The following is a 24585-nucleotide window of genomic DNA, read 5'->3' as shown; positions in this document are numbered from 1 at the left end:
TCAGTGGCCTGCCTCATCGCTGGTGTTGAGGATGCGGACGTCTCGGAAGAGCGAGGTGGGGCAGCCATGGCTGACCGAGGCCACCTGGCCCGGCTGCGCCTTGCCGCAGTTGAAGGCACCTCCCAGCACCCAGGTCTCCGGCCCGCCCACGGCCTCCATGGAGTTCCAGAAGTCCGTGGTCGTCGCCTGGTAGGCCACGTCGCGCAGCTGACCGCGCAGTTCGCCGTTCTCGATGGCGAAGAACCGCTGTCCGGTGAACTGGAAGTTGAATCGCTGCATGTCGATCGACCACGACTTGTCACCGACCACGTAGATGCCGCGTTCGACCCGGCCGATCAGCTCCGCGGTCGAGGGCCCACCGGGAGCCGGTTGCAGGGACACGTTCGCCATGCGCTGGATCGGGATGTGGCCGGGGGAGTCGGCGTAGGCACACCCGTTCGACCGACCGCCGTTGAGCTCCGGCTTCATGTGGCCCATGGGACGGTCCAGCTGGTAGCCCACCAGGACCCCGTCCCGCACGATGTCCCAGGCCTGGGTCTGCACGCCTTCGTCGTCGTAGCCGATCGTGGCCAGGCCGTGGTCGACGGTGCGGTCCCCGGTGACGTGCATGACGGGGGAGCCGTACTGCAGGGTGCCGAGTTTGTCGTAGGTGGCGAACGAGGTGCCGGCATAGTTCGCCTCGTACCCCATGGCACGATCCAGTTCCGTGGCGTGGCCGATGGACTCGTGGATGGTCAACCACAGGTTGGACGGGTGGATGACCAGGTCGTAGGTCCCCGCCTGCACCCCGGGAGCGACGAGCTTCTCGGCCAGGAGGTCCGGGACGGTGGCCAACTCCTGGTCCCAGTCCCAGTGCGCACCGGTGAGGTACTCCCAACCGCGGCCGGCCGGTGGCGCGATGCTGGCCATGGAGTCGAAGGTCCCGCTCTTGTCGTCGGAACCCATGGCCTCGAACTCGGGCATCAGCCGGATGCGCTGCTGCGTCGTGCGGGTCCCGGCCAGGTCGGCGTAGAACTTGTTCTCCATCACCTGTTGCAGCCCGGCGGTCGCATGGGTGACCACGGGGTGCTCGCGCAGCCGGTTGGTCCACCCGATGAGCAGGTCGGCCTTGTCGGCGGTCGGCACGTCGAGAGGGTTGACGTCGTACGCCGAGACCCAGGTGGCGTCGGCATAGACGGGCTCGGGGGCGAGCTCCACCGGCCGGGTGGTCATGGCGGCAGCAACCCTGGCGACCTGCACGGCGGTATCAGCGACCCGCACGGCCTCGTCCGGATCGAGCACCACCCCCGAGGCGAAACCCCAGGCTCCGCCGTGGATCACGCGCACCGCGAAGCCCAGGTCCTCGCTGTCGCTGGCTCCCTGCAGGACCCCGTCGCGGACGCCGAGGTGCTGGTAGCGGATCCGCTCGAACCGGAAGTCCGCGTGCGTCGCGCCCAGCTCCGCGGCACGGTTGAGGGCCACTTCGGCGAGCGCGGCGTAGGGGAGGGCGGTGAAGCCGGGATCGACCTTGGACAGCGTCATGCCCCGAATCTAGCGGGTGGGGACCGCGACCTCAGGGTGCGACGGAGCGTGCGTCGTGTCGCTGCGCGCGCCGGTGCGCTCCGCCCCGATCCCGGCTGCGACCACGAACCCGATGCCCAGCACCGGCCAGAGACCAGGGACCTGGTGGAGCAGCACGAGCCCGACCACCAGGGCGATGGCCGGCTCGAGACTCATCAGCGTCCCGAAGGCTGCGGTGGTCAACCGCCGCAGCGCCAGCAGTTCCAGGGCGAACGGGATGAGCGGCAGCAACACGGCCAGACCGGCTCCGACCAGCACCAGGTGCCAGGTCAGCTCCCCCAGCGCTGACGGCGCCGCGACGAACGTGGCCACGACCGCTGCCACGGGCAGGGAGACCGCCAGGCCCTGGAGGCCGGAGACCTCGTCGCCGACCCGCTGGGTGAGCAGGATGTACGCCGCCCAGCAGGCTGCCGCGCCGAGGGCGCAGGCCACGCCGACCGGATCGACCTCGCCGTGCCACGGCTCGGTCAGCAGCAGGACGCCGACGGCAGCGAGCAGGGGCCAGAGCATCTTGCCTCCGCGGCTGCGGGCGACAGCGACTCCCAGGGGTCCCAGGAACTCGAGCGCGCTGGCCGTGCCGAGCGGCAGCCGTGCCACCGCCGCCATGAACAGCAGGGTGAGGGCGCCGGTGACCACGCCGAGGGCCACGCTGGCCAGGAGGCTCCGCCGGGTGAACGTGCTGGGTCGGGGCCGAACGATCACCAGGATGAGGAGACCGGCCCAGGCCAGTCGCAGCCAGGCCACGCCCGTCGGGCCGAGACTGTCGAACAGCCCCACCGATGCCGCCAGACCGAGCTGGACGGTCGTCATCGAGACGACGGCCATCGCCGTACCGGTCCGGGCGGCGCGACGTGTCACGGTGAGTGGGGGAGCGGTGTTCACCCCAGCAGTACACCGGGTGGGAACTGTTCGTGTCCACGTGAAATTGATGGACAAATAGATCAGGAATCCTGAACGATGGGGAGATGCATCCTCGTCGGCTCGAACTCCTCGTGGAGTTGTCCCGTCTGGGGTCGATGGGCGAGGTGGGGCAGTCGTTGGGCATCAGCACTTCGACGGTCTCGCAGCAGCTCGGCGTGCTGGCCCAGGAGACCGGTGCGACGCTGGTGGAACCCGATGGTCGGCGGGTGCGACTCACGCCGGCCGGGCGACGGCTGGCGGACCACGCCGTTCGGATCCTGGCCGCCATCGAGGCTGCTCGCGCTGACCTGGATCCCACCGCCGAGCCGGCTGGCACGGTGCGGGTGGCGGCCTACGAGACAGCCGTGCGCATCGCCGTGCTGCCCGTGGTGCACCGGCTGGCACACACGCATCCCGACGTGCAGTTGCAGATCCTCGAGCACGAGCCCGATGAGGCCCTCGAGCTCCTGGCGGACGACGATGTCGATCTCGCCCTCGTGTACGACTACAACCTGGCGCCGCGGTCGTTCCCGTCCACTGTGGCGGTGGTCCCACTGGCCGACGCGGCCTGGTCCTTGGGCGTGATGGCCGGCGAGGACCGGCTCTTGGGGCCTGCGGCGGACGTCCTGGGGCGATTCCGCGACCGGGACTGGATCGTGAACTCCCGCAACAACGCGGACGAAGACGTGATCTGCAGCATCGCGTCGATGGCCGGGTTCCACCCCCGGATCCGGCACCGCGCCGACAGCCTCGACCTGGTTCAGCAGATGATCCTGGCTGGTCTGGGGGTGGGGCTCCTGCCGGCGGCGCAGGCGACGGTGGCCGGAGTGGCGCTGGTGCCGCTGGAGGAGCCGGACGTCCTGTTGAGGGCCTACGCCGCGACGCGCCTGGGGCGCGCCGACTGGCCGGCGCTGGCGCTTGTGGTGAGGCTGCTCACGCAGGCAGCGGGGTGAGGCATCCCGGGTGGTAGGTCAGACGTCGGCGTGGACCAGGTGAACTGTGGACCCATCGCGCGACTTGTCGACCCTCAGCTGTGCGGTGATGCGGGTGCGCAGCTCGGGGACGTGACTGACGATCCCCACGACGCGGCCTCCTTCGCGGAGCGCGTCGAGCGTGTCCATCACATCGTCGAGAGTGTCGGCGTCCAGCGACCCGAAGCCCTCATCGACGAACAGCGTGCCGATGTCGGCACCCCCGGCCTCCTGGGTCACGACGTCGGTGAGCCCGAGCGCGAGAGCCAGGGAGACCACGAAGGTCTCGCCACCGGAGAGGGTGACCGGGTCGCGAGACTCTCCCGACCAGTCATCGCGGATCACCAGCGACAGACCGCCCCGAGTCTCGCCGGCGCCCCGGGTCGCGGTGTGCTCGAGCGCATAGCGCTGGTCGGTCATCCGGGCGAGACGCAGGTTGGCGGCGGCCACCACCTGCCCCAGGCGCCAGGACAGGACGTAGGCGGACAGGCGCATCTGTGCGCGATTGTCGGGCGACTTGCCCTCGGCGAAGCTGGCCACGGCGGACACGAGCGCGTGATCCTGGCGGATCGGCTGCCAGGCGGCGAGGGCGTCGACCACCTGGGTGCGGAGCGCCTCGACCCGCCCGGCGACCTCGATGGCACGACGGTGGTGGGCCTCGGCGTCAGCACGGGAGTCCTGGGCCAGTGCGTGGTGCTGGCCGACGGCTGCCAGGTCGGCCACGGGCTGCTTCGACGCGGCAACGATCTCGGGCTCCTCGAGCGCGGCCCGGGCCGAGACCCGAGCTGCTTCGTGCCGGGCGATCGCGGACTCCAACTCCTGGATGCTGCTCTCGTCGAGGAGCGCGGCGACGGCGCTCTCGGGGTCTGCGAAACCGCAGCCGTCGACCTCCCGACCCAGGTCGTCGAGGACGTCGGCGAGCTGGGCAACGGCGGCGCGGTGAGTGTCGGTGGCGGTGATCGCAGCCTTGAGTGCCGTCTCCTGCCGGGCCCTCGACTCCAGGAAGGTGGTCAGGTCGGGGTGCCCGTCGAGCACCTCGGCCAGGGACGTGGTGAGTCGGTCGATGCGTTCCTCGAGCGAGGACAGAGCGGCGTCCGCGGCACCGTGGGCCACGCGCGCCGAGCCGAGAGCCGCCTCGACCCGCAGGAGTTCGTCCTCGGCGCGTCGGTGGACCTCCTCGGCGTCGGTCCGACCTTGGGCCTGTGCCTGCAGCTGGGCGGCGCGCGACTGAGCTGAGGCCAGATCCTTCTCGAGCTGGTCGATGGGGGTGGTGCCGGCTTGCTCCTCGGCGCGGGCCAGGGACTTCTCGAGGCTACGGACGTGATCCGCGTGGGCTTGGCGGACGACGTCAGCGTCGTCGGCGCGCTTGCGCGCCGCCTTCTCGGCGCTGGCCGTGGGTGCATCAGTGCTGGGGACCGCAGGGTGCGGGTGGTCACACGAACCGCACACCGGGCAGGTGCCGCCGACGGCCAGCCCCGACGCCAGTTCGGCCGCCATGCCGCTGATGCGCAGCTCCTGAAGCTGCAGCCACGCCTCGCGAAGGTGCTGATGGCTGTCGACCGACTGACGCAGCACGTCGCGCGCGTGGCCCAGCGCGGCGGTCAGGTCGATGACGCGCGTGCGGGCGTCGCGTCGGCGTTCGAGCTCGTCGACGAGTGCGACCGCCCCGGGGAGGTCATGCCCAGCGGCACGGGCTGCGCTGATCTGCTCCACGCTGGCCGCGACAAGGGCCGGGAGGGTCTGCAGCTGTGACCGGAGCTGATCGATCTCCTGCAGGCATCGCTCGCGGTCGGCGTGCACGACAGCTCGGCGGTCGTGCAACTCGCGGACCTCGGTCTCGACGGCCGTCATCGAGCGGGCCAGCGCCAGGTCGGCCCGCACCTGGTCGAGTCGATCGGTGAGCTCGACGTCGTCGAGCTCATGATCGAGCAGCTCGAAGGCTCGCGTCCGGGTCGCAGCGCGGTCCGCTTCGGCTGCGGCGAGGCGTCCGCGAACCCGCTGCACCTGCTGGTGCAGTGCGTGGATCGGCGCGGCCCGGCGCGCGCCAGCCAACCGCTCGCGCTGTGCCTCGACGCGCGGCTGCTCCTGGTCGAGGCGCAGGAGTGCCTGGATCGCCTCGGTGTGACGCTTCTGGTCGCTCGCCAGCAGCCGGGCGGCCTCCAGCTCAGCATCGGCGGCCACGGCAAGTTCAGTGGTCAGCTCGAGGCGCTGCCGGGCCTCGGTCACGGCATGGGTCGCGGCGTCGGCGGCCGCCTGCACGCCCTCGGTCAGCCAGGGACCCTCGGCTGCAGCAGCCAGCGCGACGTCGTCGATCTCGAAGGCGAACGCGTTGCTCACCTCGTCGAGGCGGTGGAGCAGGCCGACGATGCGCTCGGTGTGGGCCTCGGACTGGCGACGCAGCGCTATGCGCCGGTCGCGGAGCCAGTGCTCCACGTCCTCGAACCGTCGGGTCCGAAAGAGCTTCTGGAGCAGGGTGTGGCGATCCTCCGACTTCGCGCGCAGGAAGTCCTGGAAGCGGCCCTGGGGGAGCAGAGCGACCTGGGTGAACTGGGCCAGGTTCATCCCGAGCAGACCACTGATGAGGTGGCCGGCCTCGTCGAGGCGACTGGTGAGGTGACGGGGCGTGCCGTCGACCAGCTCGAGGACCACGACGGAGGCCTGCTGGGTGGTGGTGCCCGTGCCTCGCTTCTTCGGGCGCTGCCAGGCCGGGGACCGGGTGAGGTGGAACCGGCGATCACCCAGTGTGACGTCGAGGAACACCTCGGGCGCGACCCCCTCCGCAGCCGTGTCGCAGCGCAGATGGCGCGCGGCGCTGCGATCGCCCGGCACCTCGCCGTACAGAGCGAAGCACACCGCGTCGAGGATGCTGGACTTGCCGGCCCCGGTCGCCCCGCACAACAGGAACAGCCCAGCGTCGCTGAGGGTGTCGAAGTCGACCTCGACGGTGTCCGCGAAGGGGCCGAAAGCCGTGGCCGACAGCGTGTGCAGCCGCATCAGCGTGTCACTTCGCTGAGATCGAGTTCGCGGTCCCCACAGCACGCTTCCGTGGCCGACCGCAGCAGCGCCGCCTCCTGTGCGGTGGCCGCGGAGCCGCGGAGCGCGGCCACGAAACCCAGCGTGATCTCGTGATCGCTCATGCCGGTGACCGCTCTGGCCCCGGGCGGGCCCGACAGGTCGCCGTGAGCGGGCTCGAAGGCCAGCACCAAGGTGTGGGGGAATCGCCGGCTCAGGCGCTCCATGGCCTGGGTCGGGCGGACATCGTCGGTGATCGTCGCCTGCACCCAGCTCTGCTCCTCGCCCGTCCACCGGGCGTCGCTGAGCAGGTTGTCCAACGTGCCCCGGATCCGCGCCAGCCGACGGGGCACCGGGGCCTCGATGAACTCTGCGGCCGTGACTCCGTCGGGCCCGAGGTCCACGAGCCAGGAACCCTTGACCTGGGTGGTCTCGGAGAACGAGTAGGCCAGCGGCGAACCGCTGTAACGCACGCTGTCGGTCAGGCGTTGGCGACCGTGCAGATGACCGAGTGCTGTGTAGTCCACACCACCGAACACGCTGGTCGGGACCAGTGAGATGCCGCCGACGCTGATGTCCCGCTCGGAGTCACTGGGCTGGGCCCCCGCGACGAAGGCATGGGCGAGCACCACGGAGCGCGCCGACCGGGTCGCCAGGTCGGTCCGCACCCGACGCATGGCCTCGGTCAGGGCTGCCTCGTGCGATCGCGCAGGCAGCGACCAGGCCGACCGCATGGCATCGGGGTCGAGGTAGGGAAGGCCATAGACGGCCACCGTGCCGTGGTCGTCCTCGAGCAGGACGGGCGTGCCGACCGAGTCGGCCCGGGTGCGGATGAACACGCCGGCCGCGTCGATCAGGTCGGAGCCGAAGCCCAGCCGCTGGGCCGAGTCGTGGTTGCCGCTGGTGATCACCACACGAGCCCGGGACCGCGACAGCCGGGTGAACGTCTCGTTGGCGAGTCGCACCGCGTCGACCGGTGGCAGGGCCCGGTCATAGATGTCGCCGGACACCACGACCAGGTCGACCTTCTCCCTCGCCACGACCTCCAGGAGGTGGTCGACGTAGGCCGCCTGGTGGCCGAGCAGGTCCTCGCGATGCAGGGACCTCCCCAGATGCCAGTCGGAGGTGTGAAGGATGCGCACATGACGAACCTAGGAGACTGCGCCGACAGTACGGCGTCCCCACGCCGCGACCGGTCAGCCGACGTAGACCACGCACCGCTCCGGCCGGGTGAAGCCGACCAAGCCGAGCCCGGCCTCCCGGGCGAGATGGACAGCCAGACTGCTGGGAGCGCCCACGGCGACCAGCGCCCCGACTCCGCTGGCCACAGCTTTCTGGACGAGCTCGAATCCGATCCGCCCGCTCACGCAGAGGTACGGCGCTGCCGGACTCTGCCCGCCGAGCACCCGGACGCCGACGACCTTGTCGACAGCGTTGTGCCGTCCGATGTCCTCCCGGATCACCCAGGGCTCCCCGGCCGCCGAGAAGAGCCCCGCAGCATGGAGTCCTCCAGTGCGTTCGAAGACCTGCTGGCCGCCGCGCAAGGCATCGGGTAGCACGCGTGCGACTCCCGTATCAAGCTCGAACCCCGGACGTTTGCTCGGCTGGATGCGCAGCGCCGCCTCGATGCTGTCGACGCCGCACACCCCGCAGGCCGACGAGCCGGCCGAGAGTCCGGCTGAACGCAGCGCAGGAACCGCTGCCGGGGGCGCCGAAAGGGTCACGGTCACGACGTTGAACTCCTGCTCGGCGCGCAGATCCACGTCGGTGCAGTAGGCGACCGTGTCGATTCCGTGCAGCCCCTCGTGGTGCAGGAACCCGGCGGCGAGCTCGAAGTCGTTCCCGGGCGTGCGCATGGTCACCCACAGCCGTTCGGCACGTCGACCGGGCCAGGCCAGCCTGATCTCGAGCGGCTCCTCGGTCGCGAGCCGGTCCTCGCGCAGGACCTCACCGGCCGCGGTGACCTCGCGAACCCGGGTCCGGACCGTGGGTCCGGGGCGACGGCCCCTCATGACGAACCGAAGGTTTGCCGGATCGCCAACCGTCGCCGCAGGGTGTCGGCCTGATCGGTGACGCGACGGCGCAACGACAGATCCAGGTCATCGCGGGCGATGAGCTCCTCGGCCCGTTCCAGGGTCTCAGCCCGCAGCGAGGTCATCGGGAAGAACCACTCGGCCAGATCGGCGAGCACCCAGCCGGAGAAGACCTCGGCAGTGCCGGGCAGCTCGGCGAAGTAGCGTTCGACGTAGGGGTCGGTGAGGTGTTCCTGCCTCGCCTGCCACATGCCCACCCCGGTGGCCTCCAACTCGTAGTTCGGCACCGTCTCGCGACCCAGGAAACGCTCCCAGGCCCAGGCCTTCGCCTCCTCGTCGGGCAACGAGGCAAGGGCCTTGGCGTGCTCGACGCGAGAGCGCGCCGTGGGCTCGGCGTCGAGATGATCCTGCAGCGAGGCCCGGTCGACCGCGCCGAGGCCGGCCAGGCGCACAAGGATCCGCCAGCGCAGGTCGAGGTCGAGCCCCAGTCCGCGGGGGAGTCCGGTTGCGGAGAGCCATTGCGCCAGGGCTTCTGGATCGGAGGACGAGCTGATGGCGGACTGGAACGCACCGAGCTGCACGGTGGAGCCAGGCTCGGCACTCACGAGGCGCTGCAGGCTCGCGGTGTGCACCCGAGCGAGGGCGGCGTCAGGGTCGTCGGACAGGGCGGCCGGCCAGCTCCGTGCCCAGGGCAGCACATGGAAGAGGCAGTCGTCGTTGTCCTCGTCCGGGATGCCGGCCTGGACCAGGTCGAGGGCGGTCGCGGGGGAGAGGGAGGCATTGCGGAAGGCACTGCGCACACCGTTCCAGATGCCGGCTCGGACCATGGCGTCCTTGGTCCCGGGCAGCAGCGTGGTCAACGCGGCGACCGTGGTGGGGTCGGGCTCGATGACTGCCCACGTCTGTTCGAAGGGGTCGATGACCGCCGCCTCGTCGGCCCCGACCTCCAGCGGCGTCTCGTCGCCCAGGGTCGTGAGGGGCACGAAGCGCCACGGACTGCCTGGCGTGGCGAGGGCCACCTGGGTGCGGTGCTGACGGTCGGCCGGGTGGGCCGTCGGCGCAGTGCGCCGGATCGTCCCCGCGATGCGGTCGAGCCACAGCTCGTCGGGACCTGCCGTGCGCAACCAGTTGTCGGTGAAGCCGGTGAGGTCGCCGGCGCCGGCCCGCTCCCAGCTCTCGAACAGGTCGTGCATCGTCGCGTTGCCGAAGCGGTGCCGGGTGAAGTGGTCGATCGCCCCGGCGAAGAACACCTCGTCGCCCAACGTCGTGTTGAGCTGCTTGAGGATGCTCGAGCCCTTGGCGTAGGAGATGCCGTCGAAGTCCTGCAGTGCCGCCGTGGCGTCCACGGCTCCGTTGCCGGCCACCGGGTGCGTGGTCGGACGCTGGTCGGCGGTGAGCCCCCACTGGCGGCGGGAGTAGGCGTTGTGCACCCAGGCATCGTCGTACTGGGTGACGTCGGCGGTGACCCGGTTGCCCATGTACTCCGCGAAGGACTCGTTGAGCCAGAGGTCGTCCCACCACTTCGGGGTGGTGATGTTGCCGAACCACTGATGGGCCATCTCGTGCGCGACCGTGGTGGCCCGGGCGATCCGCACGCCACGGGTGACCCGGCTTGCGAAGATCAGCGGGTCGCGGAAGGTCACGCAGCCCGGATTCTCCATGGCACCGGCGTTGAACTCGGGCACGAACGCCTGGTGGTAGTTGCCGAAGGGATAGCGGATGCCGAACAGCCGGTGGAACTCGTCGAAGCACTGCCTGGTCAGCGTGAACAGCTCCTCGGCGTCCTGCTCCAGGGGGCCGGCGAGGCTCTGGCGCGCGCTCAGGCCGAGGCCGATTCCGTCGTGCTCGTCGGTGAGCACGTGATAGGGACCCGCGACCAGGGTCACGAAGTACGTCGACAGCGGCTGGGACTCCTCGAACTCCCAGACCCCGGACTCCACCTGGGTCCCGGGGGCGTTGCCGATGACGGTCCAGTCGGCAGGAGCCCGGACGTGGAAGGTGTACGGCGCCTTGAGGTCCGGCTGGTCGAAGCAGGCGAAGATGCTCGGAGCCGCGTCCATGAACGACATGCCGTAGACGTAGTGGCGTTTGTCGGCGGGATCGATGCTGCGGTGCAGGCCCTCGCCGTCATTGCGGAAGCGCATCACGGCGTCGACCACCAGCTCGTTGCTGCCCGCGAGGGTCGCGATCGGCAGCCGGCCGCGCTCGAGGGCGTCGACGTCGAGTGGGGCACCGTTCAGGGTGATGCTCGCGACCGACACCGGCTTCAGGTCCACGAAGGTCGGACCGCCACGGCTTTCGAAGCGAATGGTCGTGACCGAGCCGAAGTGCTCGGCACTGCTCGCCAGATCCAGCCGGACGTCGTAGGAGGTGATCGAGAGCTGGTGGAAGCGGTCAATTGCCTCAGTGAGCTGAAGGCTGTGCGAGGACAGGTCGAGGGACGCCACGAATCCAGCCTAGGCCCCGGTGTGCGAGATCACGTCGGATGTGGTCGTGTGCGCATTAATTGTCATCTAGAATGTAATAGTCAGACAACCTGAAAAGACCATTACGAAACCAGTCGTTCGAGAACGACCTCGAGAGGTGTGAAACCGTCATGTACACGCAGTTGCAGCTGGCCCAGGGGATTCAGAACGGGCGAGTCCACTCGCGCCGGGACTCTGCTCAGATCCGCAACGTGGAACTCGCGCTCGAGAGTGAGCGGCGCGCCCGTCGTGCCCGCCGTTCCCAGCACAAGGGCTGACCGCGCCTACGAGACCGAGGTGATGTCGACAGGCACCTTGGGGGCGCCGTCGATGCCGCCGTCGGTGGTGCCTTGGGCGGCCGCGTCGGCGATCAGCTTGGTGCTGGCGGCATCGATCGTGCCGAAGACGGTGTACGACGGGGGCAGCGGCGAGTCGCCGTACACCATGAAGAACTGTGACCCGTTGGTGTCAGCGCCTGCGTTGGCCATCGCCAGCGTGCCCGAGGAGTAGGTCTCCTTGCCGGACAGCTCGTCGGCGAACGAGTAGCCGGGACCACCACTGCCGGTGCCCGACGGGTCGCCGCACTGGAGCACGGAGATTCCGCTGCCGGGCATCGTGAGGCGATGGCAGGTCGTGCCGTCGAAGTAGCCCTGTTCGGCCAGTGACAGGAACGAGTGCACCGTGCAGGGCGCGGATGCCTGGTCGAGCGTCGCCTTCAGGTCGCCGATGCTGGTGGCGATGGTGACCTCCACCTCGCCTTCGTCCGGGGCCTCCGAGGACGGCTTCGTGGCGTCCTTGGCGGCCGCTGCGTCGTCGGGGTAGTCGCAGGTGGTCGTGGATCCCGCGGCGGTCGACGGGTCGCTGGCCGACTCAGGGGAGTCCTCGCCCCCACCGCACGCGCTGAGACCGGTCAGGACGAGAAGCAGGGCCGTGATTGCGATGGGGCGCTTGAGCATGGTGCAGATGGTAGGCCAGCGCCGGTGGGCGCCCGGGTGGAGGTCCCACAAGGGCGGGACCAACGACCGTGGTGCCGCGTCGGGGCCGATGCTGGACTGGTCGGCATGGCGGGCGGACACCGACGAGAGGGACGAGGCGAGCCATGGACATCGAGACCATGTCAAGGACGGCAGAGGCCCTGGTCGCACCGGGCAAGGGCATCCTTGCCGCTGACGAGAGCCACCCCACCATGGCGAAGCGCCTGGCCGCGATCGGTCTCGAGTCGTCGGAGTCGGTGCGCCAGACCTACCGAGGGATGCTCCTAGGGACGCCGGGACTGTCGGAGTTCATCAGCGGGGTGATCCTGTTCGACGAGACCATTCGCCAGCGCACCCCTGACGGCACACCCATTCCCGAGCTGCTGCGTCGGCAGGGCATCATTCCCGGCATCAAGGTCGATGGGGGCATCAAGCCCCTGGCCGGGTTCCCCGGCGAGGTGGCGACCGAGGGACTCGACGGACTTCGGGCACGCCTGGCCGACTACGCGTCGCTGGGGGCGCGGTTCGCCAAGTGGCGCGCCGTCATCCGCATCGACGGTGCGCTCCCGAGTGCCACCTGTATCGAGACCCACGCCCATGCCCTGGCGCGCTATGCGGCGCTGGCCCAGGAGGCCGGGCTCACGCCCATCGTCGAACCCGAGGTGCTGATGAACGGCTCGCACACCGCGCAGCGGTGCGCCGAGGTGACCGTGACCGTGCTGCGTGCCGTGTACGAACAACTGGGCCACCAGCACGTCGTGCTGGAGGCAAGCCTGCTCAAGCCCAACATGGTGCTGCCGGGTGTCGACTGCCCGCACCAGGTCAGTGACGAGGAGGTGGGCCGGCTCACGATCAGGACGCTGCGCCAGGCCGTTCCGGCGGCGGTGCCCGGTCTCGTGTTCCTCTCCGGAGGCCAGAGCGACGAGCAGGCCACGGCGCGTCTCGCAGCGATCAACCGGCAGGGACCCCAGCCGTGGCAGTGCAGTTTCTCGTTCGGCAGGGCTCTGCAGGGTCCGGTCCTGCGCGCCTGGGCCGGCGAGGAGACCAATCGTGGCGCTGCTCAGGCGGCGCTGCTGCACCGCGCCCGGCTCAACAGCCTGGCGAGGTCCGGGGAGTACGCCCCGTCCATGGAGGCAGTTTCCTGACCAGGCGCCGTGCTCGGTCTCCGGGCAGGGATGAACCGCAAGACGAGTGAACGGAGTAGGTGATGGACGTCGATCAGCTCATGAGCACGGCCCGGGAGTCGTTGACGGCTCGCAGGGTCTACGGCGAACCCGTGGAGCGTGACGGCCTCACGCTCATTCCAGCAGCCTCGGTCGCCGGCGGCTTCGGCGGCGGCAAGGGAGCCGATGCCAGTGGGCAGGAGGGCGAGGGGGGCGGTTTCGGGATGAGCGGACGACCGGCTGGTGCCTACCTGATCCGGGACAACCAGGTCTCGTGGCGTCCCGCCGTCGATGTGAACCGCGCGGTGCTCGTGGCAGGAGTCGTGGTCGTGGCCTATCTGCTCATGCGGCCCAGGGTCGCCCGGGCCCGGTCAATGGCCAGCGACTAGGTACAGGTGCGTCGCCGGTGCGGGCGCGGCAAGGACCCGGTCGTGCGTCGTTTCCGTGATCGTGTCGACGCGGGGCACCAGGTCGCACGGCTTCTCGTGCACCTGCGCGGCCAGGACTGCGTGGTGCTCGGTCTGCCGCGCGGCGGAGTTCCAGTCGCCTCGGAGGTCGCCGAGGCGCTTCATGCCCCGCTTGACGTCCTCGTCGTACGCAAGCTCGGTGTGCCCTTCCACGAGGAACTGGCGATGGGCGCCATCGGTGAGGCGGGCTTCTTGGTCGCAAGCCAGGACGTCGTTGAACAGGTAGGCGTCACCGCACAGCAATGGCAGGCCGTGGAGAGTCGCGAGCGCGCTGAGCTGGAGCGGCGGGTCGCGCGCTATCGGCAGGGACGAGAGCCTGTGGACCTGCGGGGACGCGTCGCGGTGATCGTCGACGACGGCATCGCCACCGGATCGACGGCGCGGGTGGCCTGTGACGTCGCTCGCCACTTCGGCGCCTCTCGGGTGGTCCTCGCGGCGCCGGTCGCGCCGGCCGAGACCCTGAGGACCCTGGGCTGCGCCGACGAGGTGGTCGTCGTCGAGACACCGGACCGGTTCGGCTCAGTCGGCCAGTACTACGACGACTTCTCGGCCACCGAGGATCACGAGGTGATCAGGCTGCTGGCCTCTGGGCCGGGCCTTTCCGGAGAACCGGGAGGTCTCACACCTGACGTCCGGCCGCCGTCCGGATGACCAACGGCCCTGCCGGCCCACCGTCCCCGTAACGAGCATGGAGCAACAGGTACCGCGGAGGTGGGAGCAATGAGGATCTTGGTCACGCATGCCAGCAAGCACGGCGCTACGGCTGGCATCGCCCAGCGGATCGGGGACAACCTGCGATCGGCCGGTCACAGGGTTGACGTGTGCGCCGTGGGTGACGTCGACGACGTGGCGTCGTACGACGCGTTCGTGGTGGGAAGTGCGCTCTACCTCGGGCGCTGGATGAGGTCTGCGTCGTCCTTCGTGCGAGGCGCCCAGGAGGTCCTGGCCACGCGGCCGGTGTGGTTGTTCAGCAGCGGGCCGCTCGGTGACGAGGTCGTGGACGAGCACGGTGCCGACCTGCGCACCGTCACCCGGCCACGCGAGCTCCTCGATCTCCAGGAGGCCGTGCGACCACGGGACCACCGGGTCTTCTTCGGTGCTCTCGATCCGAGCCGGCTCACGTTCGCCGAACGATCCATGCGCCGCCTGCCCGCTGGGCGCGCGCTCATGCCGGAGGGCGATTTTCGCGACTGGTCGGACGTGGACGAGTGGACCGCCGAGATCGGGCAGGCCCTTGCCTGACATGCCGCTGGGCCGAGCAGGGGAGCTGTGACCATCGGTCACGAGACCAGGGACGAAGGGCCCCTGCCTCGCCGCGCGGACCCTGCGAGGCTCGAAGCAGGCAGTGACCAGAGAGGACCAGCCATGGCTCCGCGAGACAGCGACGACGAAACGAGCCGGATGTTCGCAGTACGCTTCCACGGCCGGGGAGGACAGGGAGTCGTCACCGCGGCGGAACTCCTGTCGGTGGCCGCCTTCGACGAGGGACGCGACGCCCAGGCCTTCCCCACGTTCGGGTCGGAACGGACCGGCGCGCCGGTCATGGCGTTCTGCAGGATCGCGGACCGACCCATCCGTGCCCACGACCCCATCACCCGACCGGACGCACTCGTGGTCCAGGACCCCACGCTGATGGGGCTGGCCTCGGTGCTGGAGGGTCGAACCGCTGAGACGTACCTGCTCGTGAACAGCTCGCGGACGCCACAGGAGCTGGGGTTGGACTCCCTGGAACCGGTCCCGGTGGCCGGGCGGGTGGTCACCGTGCCCGCGACCGAGTTGGCGCGCAAGCATCTCGGCAGACCGCTTCCCAATGCAGCCCTGCTCGGCGCCTTCGCGGCGTTGACCGGTGTCGTGTCGCTGGACGCGGTGACCACTGCCATCCGTGCCCGGTTCCCCGGGGATCTCGGGGAGGCCAATGCCGCGGCAGCGACCGAGGCCCACGCCGTGGTGCTGCGAGGCTCGGGAGCGTACGTCGATGCGTGAGCAGGTCGAGGGATCCCGGGCCGTCGCCGACGTCGTGGCCCGCTGCCGCCCGCACGTGGTGGCGGCGTACCCGATCTCACCCCAGACCCACATCGTCGAGGCGCTCTCCGACCACGTCCGGACCGGGATGCTCACCGGTTGCGAGTACCTCATGGTCGAGTCGGAGTTCGGGGCCATCAGCGCGTGTCTCGGCGCCAGCGTGGTCGGCGCCCGCAGCTACACCGCGACGGCCAGCCAAGGGCTGCTCTACATGGCCGAGGCGCTTCCCAACGTCTCGGGGCTGGGGCTGCCGATCGTCATGACGGTCGCCAACCGCGCGATCGGGGCACCCATCAACATCTGGAACGACCACTCCGACGTGATGTCTCAGCGCGACTGCGGCTGGATCCAGCTGTTCGCGGAGTCCAACCAGGAGGCCGTGGACCTCCACGTCCAGGCGTTCGCCATCGCGGAGCGCTGCTCGCTCCCGGTCATGGTGTGCATGGACGGCTTCGTGCTCACCCACGCCGTCGAGGCGATCGACGTGCCCGACCAGGACCAGGTCGACGCGTTCCTGCCTCCGTTCGTGCCACGGCAGGTGCTCGACCCGAACGACCCGGTCACCATCGGGGCCATGGTCGGGCCCGACGCGTTCTCCGAGGTCAGGTACCTCGCCGCGGCGCACCAGCTGCTGGCACTCGACGAGGTCCGCTCGGTCGGGGCGGAGTTCGAGCGCAGCTTCGGGCGCGCCTCAGGTGGGCTGACCCACCACTACCGCACCGAGGGGGCCGAGACCGTGGTGGTTGCCATGGGGTCCGTGCTGGGTGCGGTCGAGGACGTCGTGGACGACCTGCGTGACGAAGGCGTGGCGGTCGGGGCCTTGGCCGTGACCTGCTTCCGGCCCTGGCCCTTCGACGAGGTGCGCGACGCGTTGTCGACGGCCTCCCGGGTCATCGTGCTCGAGCGTGCATTCGCGGTCGGCTCCGGCGCGATCCTCGGGACCGATGTCCGGCTCTCCGTCCTGGGCCGCGTGGACCAGGTCTTCGAGGTCGTCGCAGGTCTGGGAGGACGGCCGGTGACGCGCGCCTCGGTCCGTGCCCTGCTCGACGACGTACTGGCCGACCGGGTGGACCCGCACGCCCTGCACTTCCTCGATCTCGACCGCGCCTTGGTGGAGCACGAGCTCGAGGCTGACGCCGTACCACGCTCGGTCGTCTCGGCCAGTCGTGGCCGCAACCCCGGAGGTGGTGCGCGATGAGCGAGGATCTCAAGCTCTACCAGGTCGGCACCTTCGCTGCGGGCAATCGCCTCCTGGAGGCTGACCAGCGAACGGTGCAGTCCGACAGCGCTCGTTCCAACGCCATCACCAGCGGACACCGCGCCTGCCGTGGTTGCGGCGAGGTGCTGGGTGCTCGCTACGTCCTGGACGCGACGATGCGAGCCAGCGACGGGAAGGTGGTCGTGGTCAATGCGACCGGGTGCCTGGAGGTCTTCTCCACGCCTTACCCGGAGTCGTCGTGGCAGGTCCCCTGGGTGCACTCGCTCTTCGGCAACGCGCCCGCCGTGGCGTCCGGGATGGCTGCGGGCCTGCGCGCTCTGGGCCGCGACGACATCCGAGTGGTGGGGCAGGCGGGGGACGGCGGCACGGTCGACATCGGCTTCGGTTGTCTCTCGGGGATGTTCGAGCGCAACGACGACGTCCTGTTCGTGTGCTACGACAACCAGGGCTACATGAACACCGGCGTCCAGCGGTCCGGGGCGACGCCGCCGGCGGCCAGCACCGCCAACACCAAGGCGCTCGGAGCCGACCCGGGCAACAGCTTCGGCCAGGGCAAGGACGTGCCGCGGATCGCCATGGCCCATGGCATCCCGTACGTCGCGACGGCCACGATCGCCGACCTGCACGACCTCGAGCGCAAGGTGGACAAGGCCATGTCGATGCACGGGGCGAGGTACCTGCACGTGTTGGTGCCGTGCCCGCCCGGCTGGAGGTCGGCGACCGAGGACACGGTCCGGCTCGCTCGGCTCGCCACCGAGTCGGGGTTCTTCGCGGTGTTCGAGGCCGAGCACGGGGAGGTGAGCGCGGTGTCGAGGATCCGGCGGCAGGTTCCCGTGTCGGACTACCTGAGGTTGCAGGGGCGCTTCGCCCATCTGTTCGGCGATCACCCGCGGCCCGACGTCGTCGCGAAACTGCAGGAGATCGCGGACCGCAACATCGCCCGGTACGGACTGCTCGAAGAAGGACGTGCGTGAGATGGACAGGAAGCCTTTTGCGATCACGCTGGACCCGGCGTCGAGCCGGGCGGACAAGACGGGGTCCTGGCGCACCGAACGTGCGGTGTACGCCACCAGCACCTCACCGTGCGGCAACGGCTGTCCGGCCGGCGAGGACGTGCGCTCCTGGCTGTACGACGCCGAGGAGGGCGGGCCAGGCTACCAACGGGCCTGGCATCGCATCGTGGAGGACAACCCGTTCCCGGCGGTGATGGGACGGGTCTGCTACCACCCCTGCGAGACCGCCTGCAACCGCGGACAGCTGGACGAGGCGGTCGGCATCAACTCGGTCGAGCGCTTCATCGGCGACCGCGCCATCGACCAGCACTGGGCCCTGCCCGCGAACGCCCCGGCAACCGGAAAACACGTGCTCGTGGTCGGGGCGGGTCCCAGCGGTCTGTCGGCTGCCTACCAGCTGGCCCGCCGAGGCCACCGGGTGACGGTGCGGGACTCGGCCGCGCAGGCCGGCGGCATGATGCGGTTCGGGATTCCCGCCTACCGGCTGCCCCGCGAGGTGCTCGACGCCGAGATCCGGCGCATCACCGATCTCGGCGTGGAACTGCAGTTGGGCTCAGGGGTCACCGATCTCGACGCCACGATGGCTGACGACGGGTACGACGCCGCGTTCCTCGCGGTCGGTGCCCAGATCGGCCGGCGGGCCTACGTCCCGGCGGGTTCGGCTGCCCACCTGGTCGACGCTGTCGCCCTGCTGCACGACCTCGGCGAGGGGGAGCGGCCGTTGCTGGGCCGGCAGGTCGCCGTCTACGGCGGGGGCAACACCGCGGTGGATGCCGCCCGCACCGCGAAGAGGCTGGGCGCCGACGAGGCGGTCATCATCTACCGGCGCACCCGGGACCGGATGCCGGCGCACGAGAGCGAGGTGCGTGAGGCCGAGGACGAGGGGGTGGTGTTCCGCTGGCTCTCCACCATCGACCACGTCGAGGGACGCACGGTCGTGGTCGAGCGCATGGAGCTCGACGAGACCGGCTTCCCGCAGGCCACCGGGGCGCTCGAGGAGTTGTCGGCCGACACTGTGGTCCTGGCCCTGGGGCAGGAGACCGACCTGTCTCTCCTCGACGGCCTGGACGGGGTGGAGGTGCACGAGGGCATCGTCCACGTCGACCGTACGCAGATGACGGCCCACCCGGGCATCTTCGCCGGTGGCGACATGGTGGCGGGGGAGCGGTCGGTGACCGTGGCCATCGGTCACGGACGCCGAGCGGCACAGGCCGTGGACGCGTGGCTCGCGGGCGCTTCGGTGCCGACGCCGCCACCGGTCCGGCTGGCCGACTTCGCCTCCCTGAACACGTGGTACTTCGAGGACGCCCCACGCACCCATCGGGCCCGTCTGGAGGCTGTCCGCCGCCAGACGAACTTCGAAGAGGTCGTCCAGGGCCTCGACGAGGAGAACGCGGCGTACGAGGCTCGTCGCTGCCTGTCGTGCGGCACCTGCTTCTCCTGTGACAACTGCTTCGCCGTGTGTCCCGACAACGCGATCTCCAAGACCGGGCTGCCAGGATCGCCGTACCTGATCGACCTGGACTACTGCAAGGGCTGCGGGCTGTGCGTGAGCGAGTGCCCGGCGGGGGCCATCGAGATGGTGCCCGAAGACATCTGAGAGGTCAGCTGCTGGCGCCGATGTCGCGGCGAGCCCAGAGCGGGAGCACCGCCAGGCAGGCCAGCACCGACACGACCACGAGCCACAGCATTGAGGCTGGGAGGTCCGGGGCCAAGGGGCCGGCGCTCAGTGCCTGGTCGAAGGGGGACAGCACACGCCACGGGGAGAGCGCATCCACGAACATCCCCGCGACGTAGAGCACGTACGTGGCGAGGCCGAGTGCCGAAGTGAGTCCGAGTGCCAGGCCCCGGCGACCGGTCAGGGCGCCGATGGCGAGGGCGAGCACGCCGAACTCGAGCCCGAGCAGGGTGACGGCCAAGGACCCGGAGAGGGCCGCGACGACGCTCACCTGCAGTCCGAACGCGGCGCTGCCCAGAATCGTGGCGGTGAAGACGGCAGCGCCCAGCGCAGCCAGGCTGGTGGTGAGCGCCAGGGCCTCCTCGACCAGGAATCGGGTGGTCGACAACGGAGTGACCAGCAGCAGATCCAGTGTCCCGGCCGCCTCCTCACCGGCGACCATGCGCGCTCCGTGGAGTACGCCGAAGACGACGAACATCATCGGCAGCATCAGCGTGAAGAGCTCCGCGTTGAGGAACCCCTGCCCGGTCGACATCTGGTCGATCGAGAAGACCTCCTTGAGCGCTGACGGGAAGTCGTCGAGGTAGGCGTCCAGTTCGCTCATGTCCGACAGCGAGGGCCACATGGCGGCCTCCAGGAACACCATGAGGGCCAACGCACTAGCCCAGGCGGGAAGACTTCGCCGCTGGTCCCACAGCGCTTTCGTGTAGATGCTGCGCATCGGAGACTCCACTCCTCTCGTCGTAGAAGCCGAGGAAGACGTCGGCCAGGTCCGTCTGGTGGGTGGTGGCGTCGACGACGCCGTACGGCGCCGCCACCCGGAAGAGGTCGGCCAGTGACCCGGTGACGGTGATCTGTGCGGTCGGGCCGGTGACCTCGACGCAGCGCACCCCGGCTGCGGCGCGAAGGGCCTCGGCAGGCACCCGGTCCTCGAAGGTGAGGTCCATCCGGCGTACGGCGTCGGCGTGCAGCTCGGTCATCGTGCGCGTGGCCAGCAGCCGGCCGTCGTCGAGGATCCCGACGGTGTCAGCCACGGCCTCGACCTCGGAGAGCACGTGCGAGGACAGCAGCACCGTGCGTCCCTCGTCGCGGACCTCGCGCAGGAGGGCCAGGAACTCGCGTTGCATCAGTGGGTCGAGTCCTTGGGTCGGCTCGTCGAGGATGAGCAGCTCGGGCCGCCCCATCAGAGCCTGCACGATCCCCACCTTCTGCCGGTTGCCGTGCGACAACGTGCCCATCCGGCGGTCGAGGTCGAGATCGAGGCGCCGTGCCAAGGACCCCACGTGATCCCAGTCCGCGCCACCGCGCAAGGCACCCAGCAGGCCGATGAACTGGCGTCCCGTCTGGTCCAGGTAGCCGGTGAAGTCGCCGGGGAGATAGCCGATGCGGGCCTGCACCCCGTCGCGGTCGGTCGCCACGTCCGAGCCCAGGACGACCGCGCGTCCCGACGTCGGCCGGTAGAGGCCCGCGAGCAACTTGATCGTCGTCGTCTTGCCGGCGCCGTTGGGACCCAGGTAGCCGAAGATGCTGCCCACCGGCACCTCCAGGTCGAGGTCGCTGAGGGCGACCCGGCTGCCGAAGCGCTTGGTGAGGCCGAGGGTGCTGACCGCGAGCTCCATTCGGCCTCTCCGCTCGTCTCCTCGTTCCAGGCTGCTCAGACGACGGTGTCGGGGTTGAAGAGCGCGACCTTGAGTGCTCCGGTCTCGCCGGCCTGGGAGAACACGTCGTAGGCGTCCTGCATCTCGTCGAGGCCGAAACGGTGCGTCACCAGCGACGACACGTCCAACTTGCCCTCACTGAGGAGACGAAGGAGCAAAGGCGTGGTCCGGGTGTCGACCAGTCCGGTCGTGATGGTGACGTCCTTGATCCACAGCTGCTCGAGGTGAAGGGTGGCGGGCTCGCCGTGGACGCCGACGTTCGCCACGTGACCGCAAGGACGCACCAGCGCGGTGCAGAGCTCGAAGCTGCTCGGGACTCCCACTGCTTCGACCACGACGTCCGCTCCGGCGCCACCGGTGAGCGAGGCGACCAGGGCCTCGGCGTCCTCGGGCGCCACGGCGTGATCGGCACCTGCTGCCAGGGCGCTCTCGCGACGGGAGGCAGCGGGATCGACCATGACGACCTGAGACGGGGTGAAGAGTCTGGCGGTGGCCAGAGCTGCCAGCCCGATCGGGCCTGCGCCCACCACGACCACGGTGTCGCCGGGGGACACCCGGCCGGCCAGGACGCCGACCTCGTACGACGTCGGCAGGATGTCGGCCAACATCAGTGCGTCCTCACTGCTCACGTTCTCGGGGAGGACGTGCAACGAGTGGTCGGCGAACGGGACCCGGACCAGCTCGGCCTGCGTGCCGTCGATGGTGTGGCCGAGGACCCAGCCACCTCCTCCGAGGCACTGTCCGTGGCGCCCCTCCTTGCAGTAGCGGCAGCGTCCACACGCCGAGATGCAGGAGACCAGCACACGCTGGCCGACCTGGATGTCGCGCACGTGTGAGCCGATCTGCAGCACGGTGCCCACGGCCTCGTGGCCGAGGATGCGGCCGGTCTCGACCTCGGGCACGTCACCCTTGAGGATGTGGAGGTCGGTTCCGCAGATGGTGACCGCGTCGACGCGCACGATGGCGTCCTCGGGGTCCTTGACCGACGGGTCGGGTACGTCGGTCCATGATCGGTGGTCTACGCCGCCGTACACGAGTGCCTTCATGGCTGTTGCGCCCCTCTCGATGTGGGGTGGGCAACGGACAGACCCATGGCCCACCAACTCCTCCACCCATGCTGTCAAGGGCGTTGCTGGGGCGGTGGAGGCTTGGTTCCCCGACCGGGGGGACCTTGGTCCTCACCAACGACGGGCCGTCAGGAGATGTTGCCGAACTCCCAGTGCCAGGGCTCCGGGCGTCCGCCGCCGGGCTCGGCCCACTCCGGGTGGGTCCACCCGAAGGCGGGTGCCGTGGACTGCAACCAGGCATGCTCGGCACTGGCGGGGTCCTCGATGCCGCCGCAGAGGTCGACCGCGAGTGCCCAGCCGTGGTTCGAGGTGCCGGGCACCGCGGCGAGCCCGGGCTTGTTGGCGAAGGTGGTGACCTGCGAGGCGAAGGTCCGGTAGGAGTCGGTGATGCACATCTCGCTGCCGAACTGGCCGCGGTAGGCGCGGGCCAGGGCGTCGTAGGCCCGTGCGGCGTCACAGCGGAGCAGCTGGCCGGGGGCGGACTCGAGGCCGCAGAGCTCGGTCGTGGGGATCATGCCGTTGAGGAAGCCGCCCCAGCCGGCGCTACCCTCCGGGCCACCTCCGCCGAGGAACAGCTCGGGGTCCACGGGAGTGCCCAGGATGACCACCTCGAAGTGCAGGTGCGGGCCGGTGGTGTTGCCGAGCTGCCCGACGGCGCCGATGCTCTGTCCGGCCAGGACCTCCTGGCCGGGCTTCACGAACACCGAGGACAGGTGGGCATAGGTGGTCGTGAGTCCGTTGCCGTGGTCGACGGTGACCAGGTTGCCGGCCCAGTCAGGGTGCGAGATCGAGACCGTCCCCTCGCGCGCAGCCACGACCGGCGTGCCGACCGGGGCCGCGAAGTCCAGGCCGGTGTGGAAGCCGGAGCCCCAGTGCACGCCGGGCTCACCGAACCTGCTGCTGAAGGTGAACTCACCCGGTGCGACGGGGGAGACCATGCCCGCCGTGGTGACGCCGCCGGCGATCAGCTGCGAACCACAGGTCATCTGCTCGGTTCCGTCGCCGGTGGGCGCGTCGTGAGCCTTGCCGACGGGCAGCGAGGGTCGGGTGACGGCGTACGGCTTCTCCGGCAGGGGCAGTACGGCGACCTGGCTGGCCGGCCCGTCGGCGGCGATCATCAGCTCGCCGCCGAGGTAGATGCCGACGTGGTGGATGCCTGCGCCCTCGGTGGCGAAGAAGACCAGGTCGCCGACCTGGACGGTGTCGCGCGGCACCGGACGGGTGTGCTCGAAGAGGTCGGCCGGGGTGCTGCCGCGTCCGGGGTACGCCGCGGCGACGAGGCCACCACAGTCGTAGCTCTCCGGACCGAGACCACCGGCGACGTAGGGCTTGGCCAGCTCGGCAAGTGAGGACGTCACGGCGGTGACGACGGGACGGGGCAGGACGGTCAGCGCCCGGTTGTCGGCGCTGAGAGCGACGCCGGGGATCCGTGCCTTGTGCTTGCCGGTGAGGGCCACCAGGCCCGGCGGCAGGTGACGAGGGTCGCGCAGGGCCTTCGCGCTCGGCAGCTTCACGTGATCCTCACGCAGCCGGCGCTGGTAGCCGCGCCACAGTGACCCTGCCGCCTTGTTGCGCGCGGACTGCTGGACGTCGTTGAACTCCGCCTCCTGGCTGTTGTCCTGGAAGCTGTCCTCGGCCGCCGCGGTGACCTGGTCGGCACGCTCGGAGATGTCAATGAGCACCGCCTGGACCTTGGCCTCGGCCTTGTCGGCCTCCTCCTGGCGTTTCTCGGCCTCGGCCTGCAGTGCGATCGCCGCGCTGCGGGCGATCTGGGCACGCTCGACGACGGTGGCCTGGTCGCTCGTGACCTGTTCGAACACCAGGTTCTCGCGCCACATGGTGTCGTCGTGGGTCAGTCCGGTGACGAGCACCATCAGACCGGAATCCATGCTGGGGCCCTGGGTGTAGAGCGTGTCGACGTAGGTGGCGAGGTTCTGGGATTCTCGATCGGCGGTGGCCTGGGCTCGCTCGGCGCGCACCTCGGCATCGGCAACCTCGCCCTGCGCAGCGGCCAGCTCGAGTCTTGCCTGCTCCAACTCCAGGGATGCCCGCACGAAACCTGCCTGGAGCTTGGCTGCTTCCATCTGCAGGTGGGGCAGGTCCAGGCTCTCGACCCTCGCGCCGGCACGGGACGCGCTGCGCGAGGTGTCCTCGGCGTGCGCTGGCGAGGTCAGGCTCAGGGGCGCGAGGAGGAGCGCGAGCACCGCAGTGGTCGCGACCGAGCCAAGCTTCCTGATGGACACGTCTCTCCTACCCCAGGGATGTAGACGTGTCGAGTCTTGGGCGGTGACGCGGTTGGGGAGGGGGAATGTCCTAGTTCCACCTGAAATGACACGTCTGGGTAGCCCGTTGTGACCACGTGGGTCACCCGATCATCGTGCCC

The 24585-nt window shown here is 70.0% G+C and carries 20 protein-coding genes; 9 read left to right on the top strand and 11 right to left on the bottom strand.

The annotated features are described in order from the left end of the window. Together AB7I40_RS18010 and AB7I40_RS18005 are read right to left on the bottom strand one after the other, a co-directional pair. Entirely contained in the window at positions 1–1521 is a 1521-nt protein-coding gene (locus AB7I40_RS18010; protein ID WP_428344516.1) for a TldD/PmbA family protein, read from the bottom strand. Positions 1522–1530: 9 nt separating this feature from the next. Beyond that, positions 1531–2442, bottom strand: a complete 912-nt coding sequence (locus AB7I40_RS18005) for an EamA family transporter (protein ID WP_428344515.1) — start codon at positions 2440–2442, stop codon at positions 1531–1533. 83 nt (positions 2443–2525) lie between these two features. Here AB7I40_RS18005 and AB7I40_RS18000 point away from each other — a divergent pair, with 83 nt between their 5' ends. Further along, complete coding sequence (locus AB7I40_RS18000) at positions 2526–3413, top strand: LysR family transcriptional regulator (RefSeq protein ID WP_428344514.1); 888 nt, start codon at positions 2526–2528, stop codon at positions 3411–3413. Between the two features lie 18 nt (positions 3414–3431). Here the strand turns inward: AB7I40_RS18000 and AB7I40_RS17995 are convergent, their stop codons facing one another. The 5 genes from AB7I40_RS17995 to AB7I40_RS17975 form a co-directional block, all read right to left on the bottom strand. Then, positions 3432–6425 (bottom strand): AAA family ATPase, encoded by a 2994-nt coding sequence (locus AB7I40_RS17995; protein WP_428344513.1) that lies wholly within the window; start codon positions 6423–6425, stop codon positions 3432–3434. Next, a complete protein-coding gene (locus AB7I40_RS17990) occupies positions 6425–7585 on the bottom strand; it encodes an exonuclease SbcCD subunit D (protein WP_428344512.1) in 1161 nt (386 codons plus the stop codon). Before AB7I40_RS17990 ends, AB7I40_RS17995 begins: the two co-directional genes overlap by 1 nt. A gap of 54 nt (positions 7586–7639) precedes the next feature. Next, on the bottom strand, positions 7640–8455 hold the full coding sequence (locus AB7I40_RS17985; RefSeq protein WP_428344511.1) for a formate dehydrogenase accessory sulfurtransferase FdhD: 816 nt from the start codon (positions 8453–8455) through the stop codon (positions 7640–7642). After that, positions 8452–10923 (bottom strand): aminopeptidase N, encoded by a 2472-nt coding sequence (pepN, locus tag AB7I40_RS17980; protein ID WP_428344510.1) that lies wholly within the window; start codon positions 10921–10923, stop codon positions 8452–8454. The genes AB7I40_RS17985 and pepN overlap by 4 nt, the downstream gene beginning before the upstream one ends. Before the next feature lie 302 nt (positions 10924–11225). Continuing rightward, complete coding sequence (locus AB7I40_RS17975) at positions 11226–11897, bottom strand: peptidylprolyl isomerase (RefSeq protein ID WP_428344509.1); 672 nt, start codon at positions 11895–11897, stop codon at positions 11226–11228. Positions 11898–12040: 143 nt separating this feature from the next. On the opposite strand from AB7I40_RS17975, the gene AB7I40_RS17970 reads away from it, so the two are divergent. The 8 genes from AB7I40_RS17970 (at position 12041) to AB7I40_RS17935 (ending at position 19399) form a co-directional block, all read left to right on the top strand. Further along, positions 12041–13060 (top strand): class I fructose-bisphosphate aldolase, encoded by a 1020-nt coding sequence (locus AB7I40_RS17970; RefSeq protein ID WP_428344508.1) that lies wholly within the window; start codon positions 12041–12043, stop codon positions 13058–13060. Between the two features lie 62 nt (positions 13061–13122). Beyond that, positions 13123–13467 carry a spore germination protein GerW family protein gene (locus AB7I40_RS17965; protein ID WP_428344507.1) on the top strand — a complete coding sequence of 115 codons (345 nt, stop codon included), beginning with the start codon at positions 13123–13125 and terminating at the stop codon, positions 13465–13467. 42 nt (positions 13468–13509) lie between these two features. Beyond that, positions 13510–14196, top strand: coding sequence for a phosphoribosyltransferase (locus tag AB7I40_RS17960; RefSeq protein ID WP_428344506.1), 687 nt, complete (start codon positions 13510–13512; stop codon positions 14194–14196). 69 nt (positions 14197–14265) lie between these two features. Continuing rightward, complete coding sequence (locus AB7I40_RS17955; protein WP_428344505.1) at positions 14266–14787, top strand: flavodoxin domain-containing protein; 522 nt, start codon at positions 14266–14268, stop codon at positions 14785–14787. Positions 14788–14910: 123 nt separating this feature from the next. After that, positions 14911–15528: a 2-oxoacid:acceptor oxidoreductase family protein gene (locus AB7I40_RS17950; protein ID WP_428344504.1), complete on the top strand. Its 618-nt coding sequence runs from the start codon at positions 14911–14913 to the stop codon at positions 15526–15528. After that, positions 15521–16765, top strand: a complete 1245-nt coding sequence (locus AB7I40_RS17945; protein WP_428344503.1) for a transketolase C-terminal domain-containing protein — start codon at positions 15521–15523, stop codon at positions 16763–16765. The genes AB7I40_RS17950 and AB7I40_RS17945 overlap by 8 nt, the downstream gene beginning before the upstream one ends. Beyond that, positions 16762–17760 carry a thiamine pyrophosphate-dependent enzyme gene (locus AB7I40_RS17940; RefSeq protein WP_428344502.1) on the top strand — a complete coding sequence of 333 codons (999 nt, stop codon included), beginning with the start codon at positions 16762–16764 and terminating at the stop codon, positions 17758–17760. Before AB7I40_RS17945 ends, AB7I40_RS17940 begins: the two co-directional genes overlap by 4 nt. Position 17761: 1 nt before the next feature. Continuing rightward, positions 17762–19399 carry an NAD(P)-binding protein gene (locus AB7I40_RS17935; protein ID WP_428344501.1) on the top strand — a complete coding sequence of 546 codons (1638 nt, stop codon included), beginning with the start codon at positions 17762–17764 and terminating at the stop codon, positions 19397–19399. A 4-nt stretch (positions 19400–19403) separates the two neighbouring features. On the opposite strand, the gene AB7I40_RS17930 is transcribed toward AB7I40_RS17935, so the two are convergent. The 4 genes from AB7I40_RS17930 to AB7I40_RS17915 form a co-directional block, all read right to left on the bottom strand. After that, positions 19404–20198 (bottom strand): ABC transporter permease, encoded by a 795-nt coding sequence (locus tag AB7I40_RS17930; protein ID WP_428344500.1) that lies wholly within the window; start codon positions 20196–20198, stop codon positions 19404–19406. Next, positions 20137–21096 carry an ABC transporter ATP-binding protein gene (locus AB7I40_RS17925; RefSeq protein ID WP_428344499.1) on the bottom strand — a complete coding sequence of 320 codons (960 nt, stop codon included), beginning with the start codon at positions 21094–21096 and terminating at the stop codon, positions 20137–20139. The genes AB7I40_RS17930 and AB7I40_RS17925 overlap by 62 nt, the downstream gene beginning before the upstream one ends. A gap of 35 nt (positions 21097–21131) precedes the next feature. After that, a complete protein-coding gene (locus AB7I40_RS17920) occupies positions 21132–22181 on the bottom strand; it encodes an alcohol dehydrogenase catalytic domain-containing protein (protein ID WP_428344498.1) in 1050 nt (349 codons plus the stop codon). A gap of 149 nt (positions 22182–22330) precedes the next feature. Next, entirely contained in the window at positions 22331–24445 is a 2115-nt protein-coding gene (locus AB7I40_RS17915) for a peptidoglycan DD-metalloendopeptidase family protein (RefSeq protein WP_428344497.1), read from the bottom strand. Between the last annotated feature and the right edge of the window lie 140 nt (positions 24446–24585).

Source organism: Nocardioides sp. (assembly GCF_050246775.1).
Taxonomy (GTDB): Bacteria; Actinomycetota; Actinomycetes; order Propionibacteriales; family Nocardioidaceae; genus Nocardioides.
Note: the sequence above shows the minus strand (reverse complement) of the source record. Positions and strands in the feature narration are given on the sequence as shown.

Excerpts from the sequence above, each read along its gene's own strand:
- AB7I40_RS18010 (WP_428344516.1), bottom strand. The coding sequence starts at position 1,521 with ATGACGCTGTCCAAGGTCGATCCCGGCTTCACCGCCCTCCCCTACGCC.
- AB7I40_RS18000 (WP_428344514.1), top strand. The coding sequence starts at position 2,526 with ATGCATCCTCGTCGGCTCGAACTCCTCGTGGAGTTGTCCCGTCTGGGG.
- AB7I40_RS17995 (WP_428344513.1), bottom strand. The coding sequence starts at position 6,425 with ATGCGGCTGCACACGCTGTCGGCCACGGCTTTCGGCCCCTTCGCGGAC.
- AB7I40_RS17985 (WP_428344511.1), bottom strand. The coding sequence starts at position 8,455 with ATGAGGGGCCGTCGCCCCGGACCCACGGTCCGGACCCGGGTTCGCGAG.
- AB7I40_RS17975 (WP_428344509.1), bottom strand. The coding sequence starts at position 11,897 with ATGCTCAAGCGCCCCATCGCAATCACGGCCCTGCTTCTCGTCCTGACC.
- AB7I40_RS17970 (WP_428344508.1), top strand. The coding sequence starts at position 12,041 with ATGGACATCGAGACCATGTCAAGGACGGCAGAGGCCCTGGTCGCACCG.
- AB7I40_RS17965 (WP_428344507.1), top strand. The coding sequence starts at position 13,123 with ATGGACGTCGATCAGCTCATGAGCACGGCCCGGGAGTCGTTGACGGCT.
- AB7I40_RS17955 (WP_428344505.1), top strand. The coding sequence starts at position 14,266 with ATGAGGATCTTGGTCACGCATGCCAGCAAGCACGGCGCTACGGCTGGC.
- AB7I40_RS17950 (WP_428344504.1), top strand. The coding sequence starts at position 14,911 with ATGGCTCCGCGAGACAGCGACGACGAAACGAGCCGGATGTTCGCAGTA.
- AB7I40_RS17945 (WP_428344503.1), top strand. The coding sequence starts at position 15,521 with ATGCGTGAGCAGGTCGAGGGATCCCGGGCCGTCGCCGACGTCGTGGCC.
- AB7I40_RS17940 (WP_428344502.1), top strand. The coding sequence starts at position 16,762 with ATGAGCGAGGATCTCAAGCTCTACCAGGTCGGCACCTTCGCTGCGGGC.
- AB7I40_RS17935 (WP_428344501.1), top strand. The coding sequence starts at position 17,762 with ATGGACAGGAAGCCTTTTGCGATCACGCTGGACCCGGCGTCGAGCCGG.
- AB7I40_RS17930 (WP_428344500.1), bottom strand. The coding sequence starts at position 20,198 with ATGCGCAGCATCTACACGAAAGCGCTGTGGGACCAGCGGCGAAGTCTT.
- AB7I40_RS17925 (WP_428344499.1), bottom strand. The coding sequence starts at position 21,096 with ATGGAGCTCGCGGTCAGCACCCTCGGCCTCACCAAGCGCTTCGGCAGC.
- AB7I40_RS17920 (WP_428344498.1), bottom strand. The coding sequence starts at position 22,181 with ATGAAGGCACTCGTGTACGGCGGCGTAGACCACCGATCATGGACCGAC.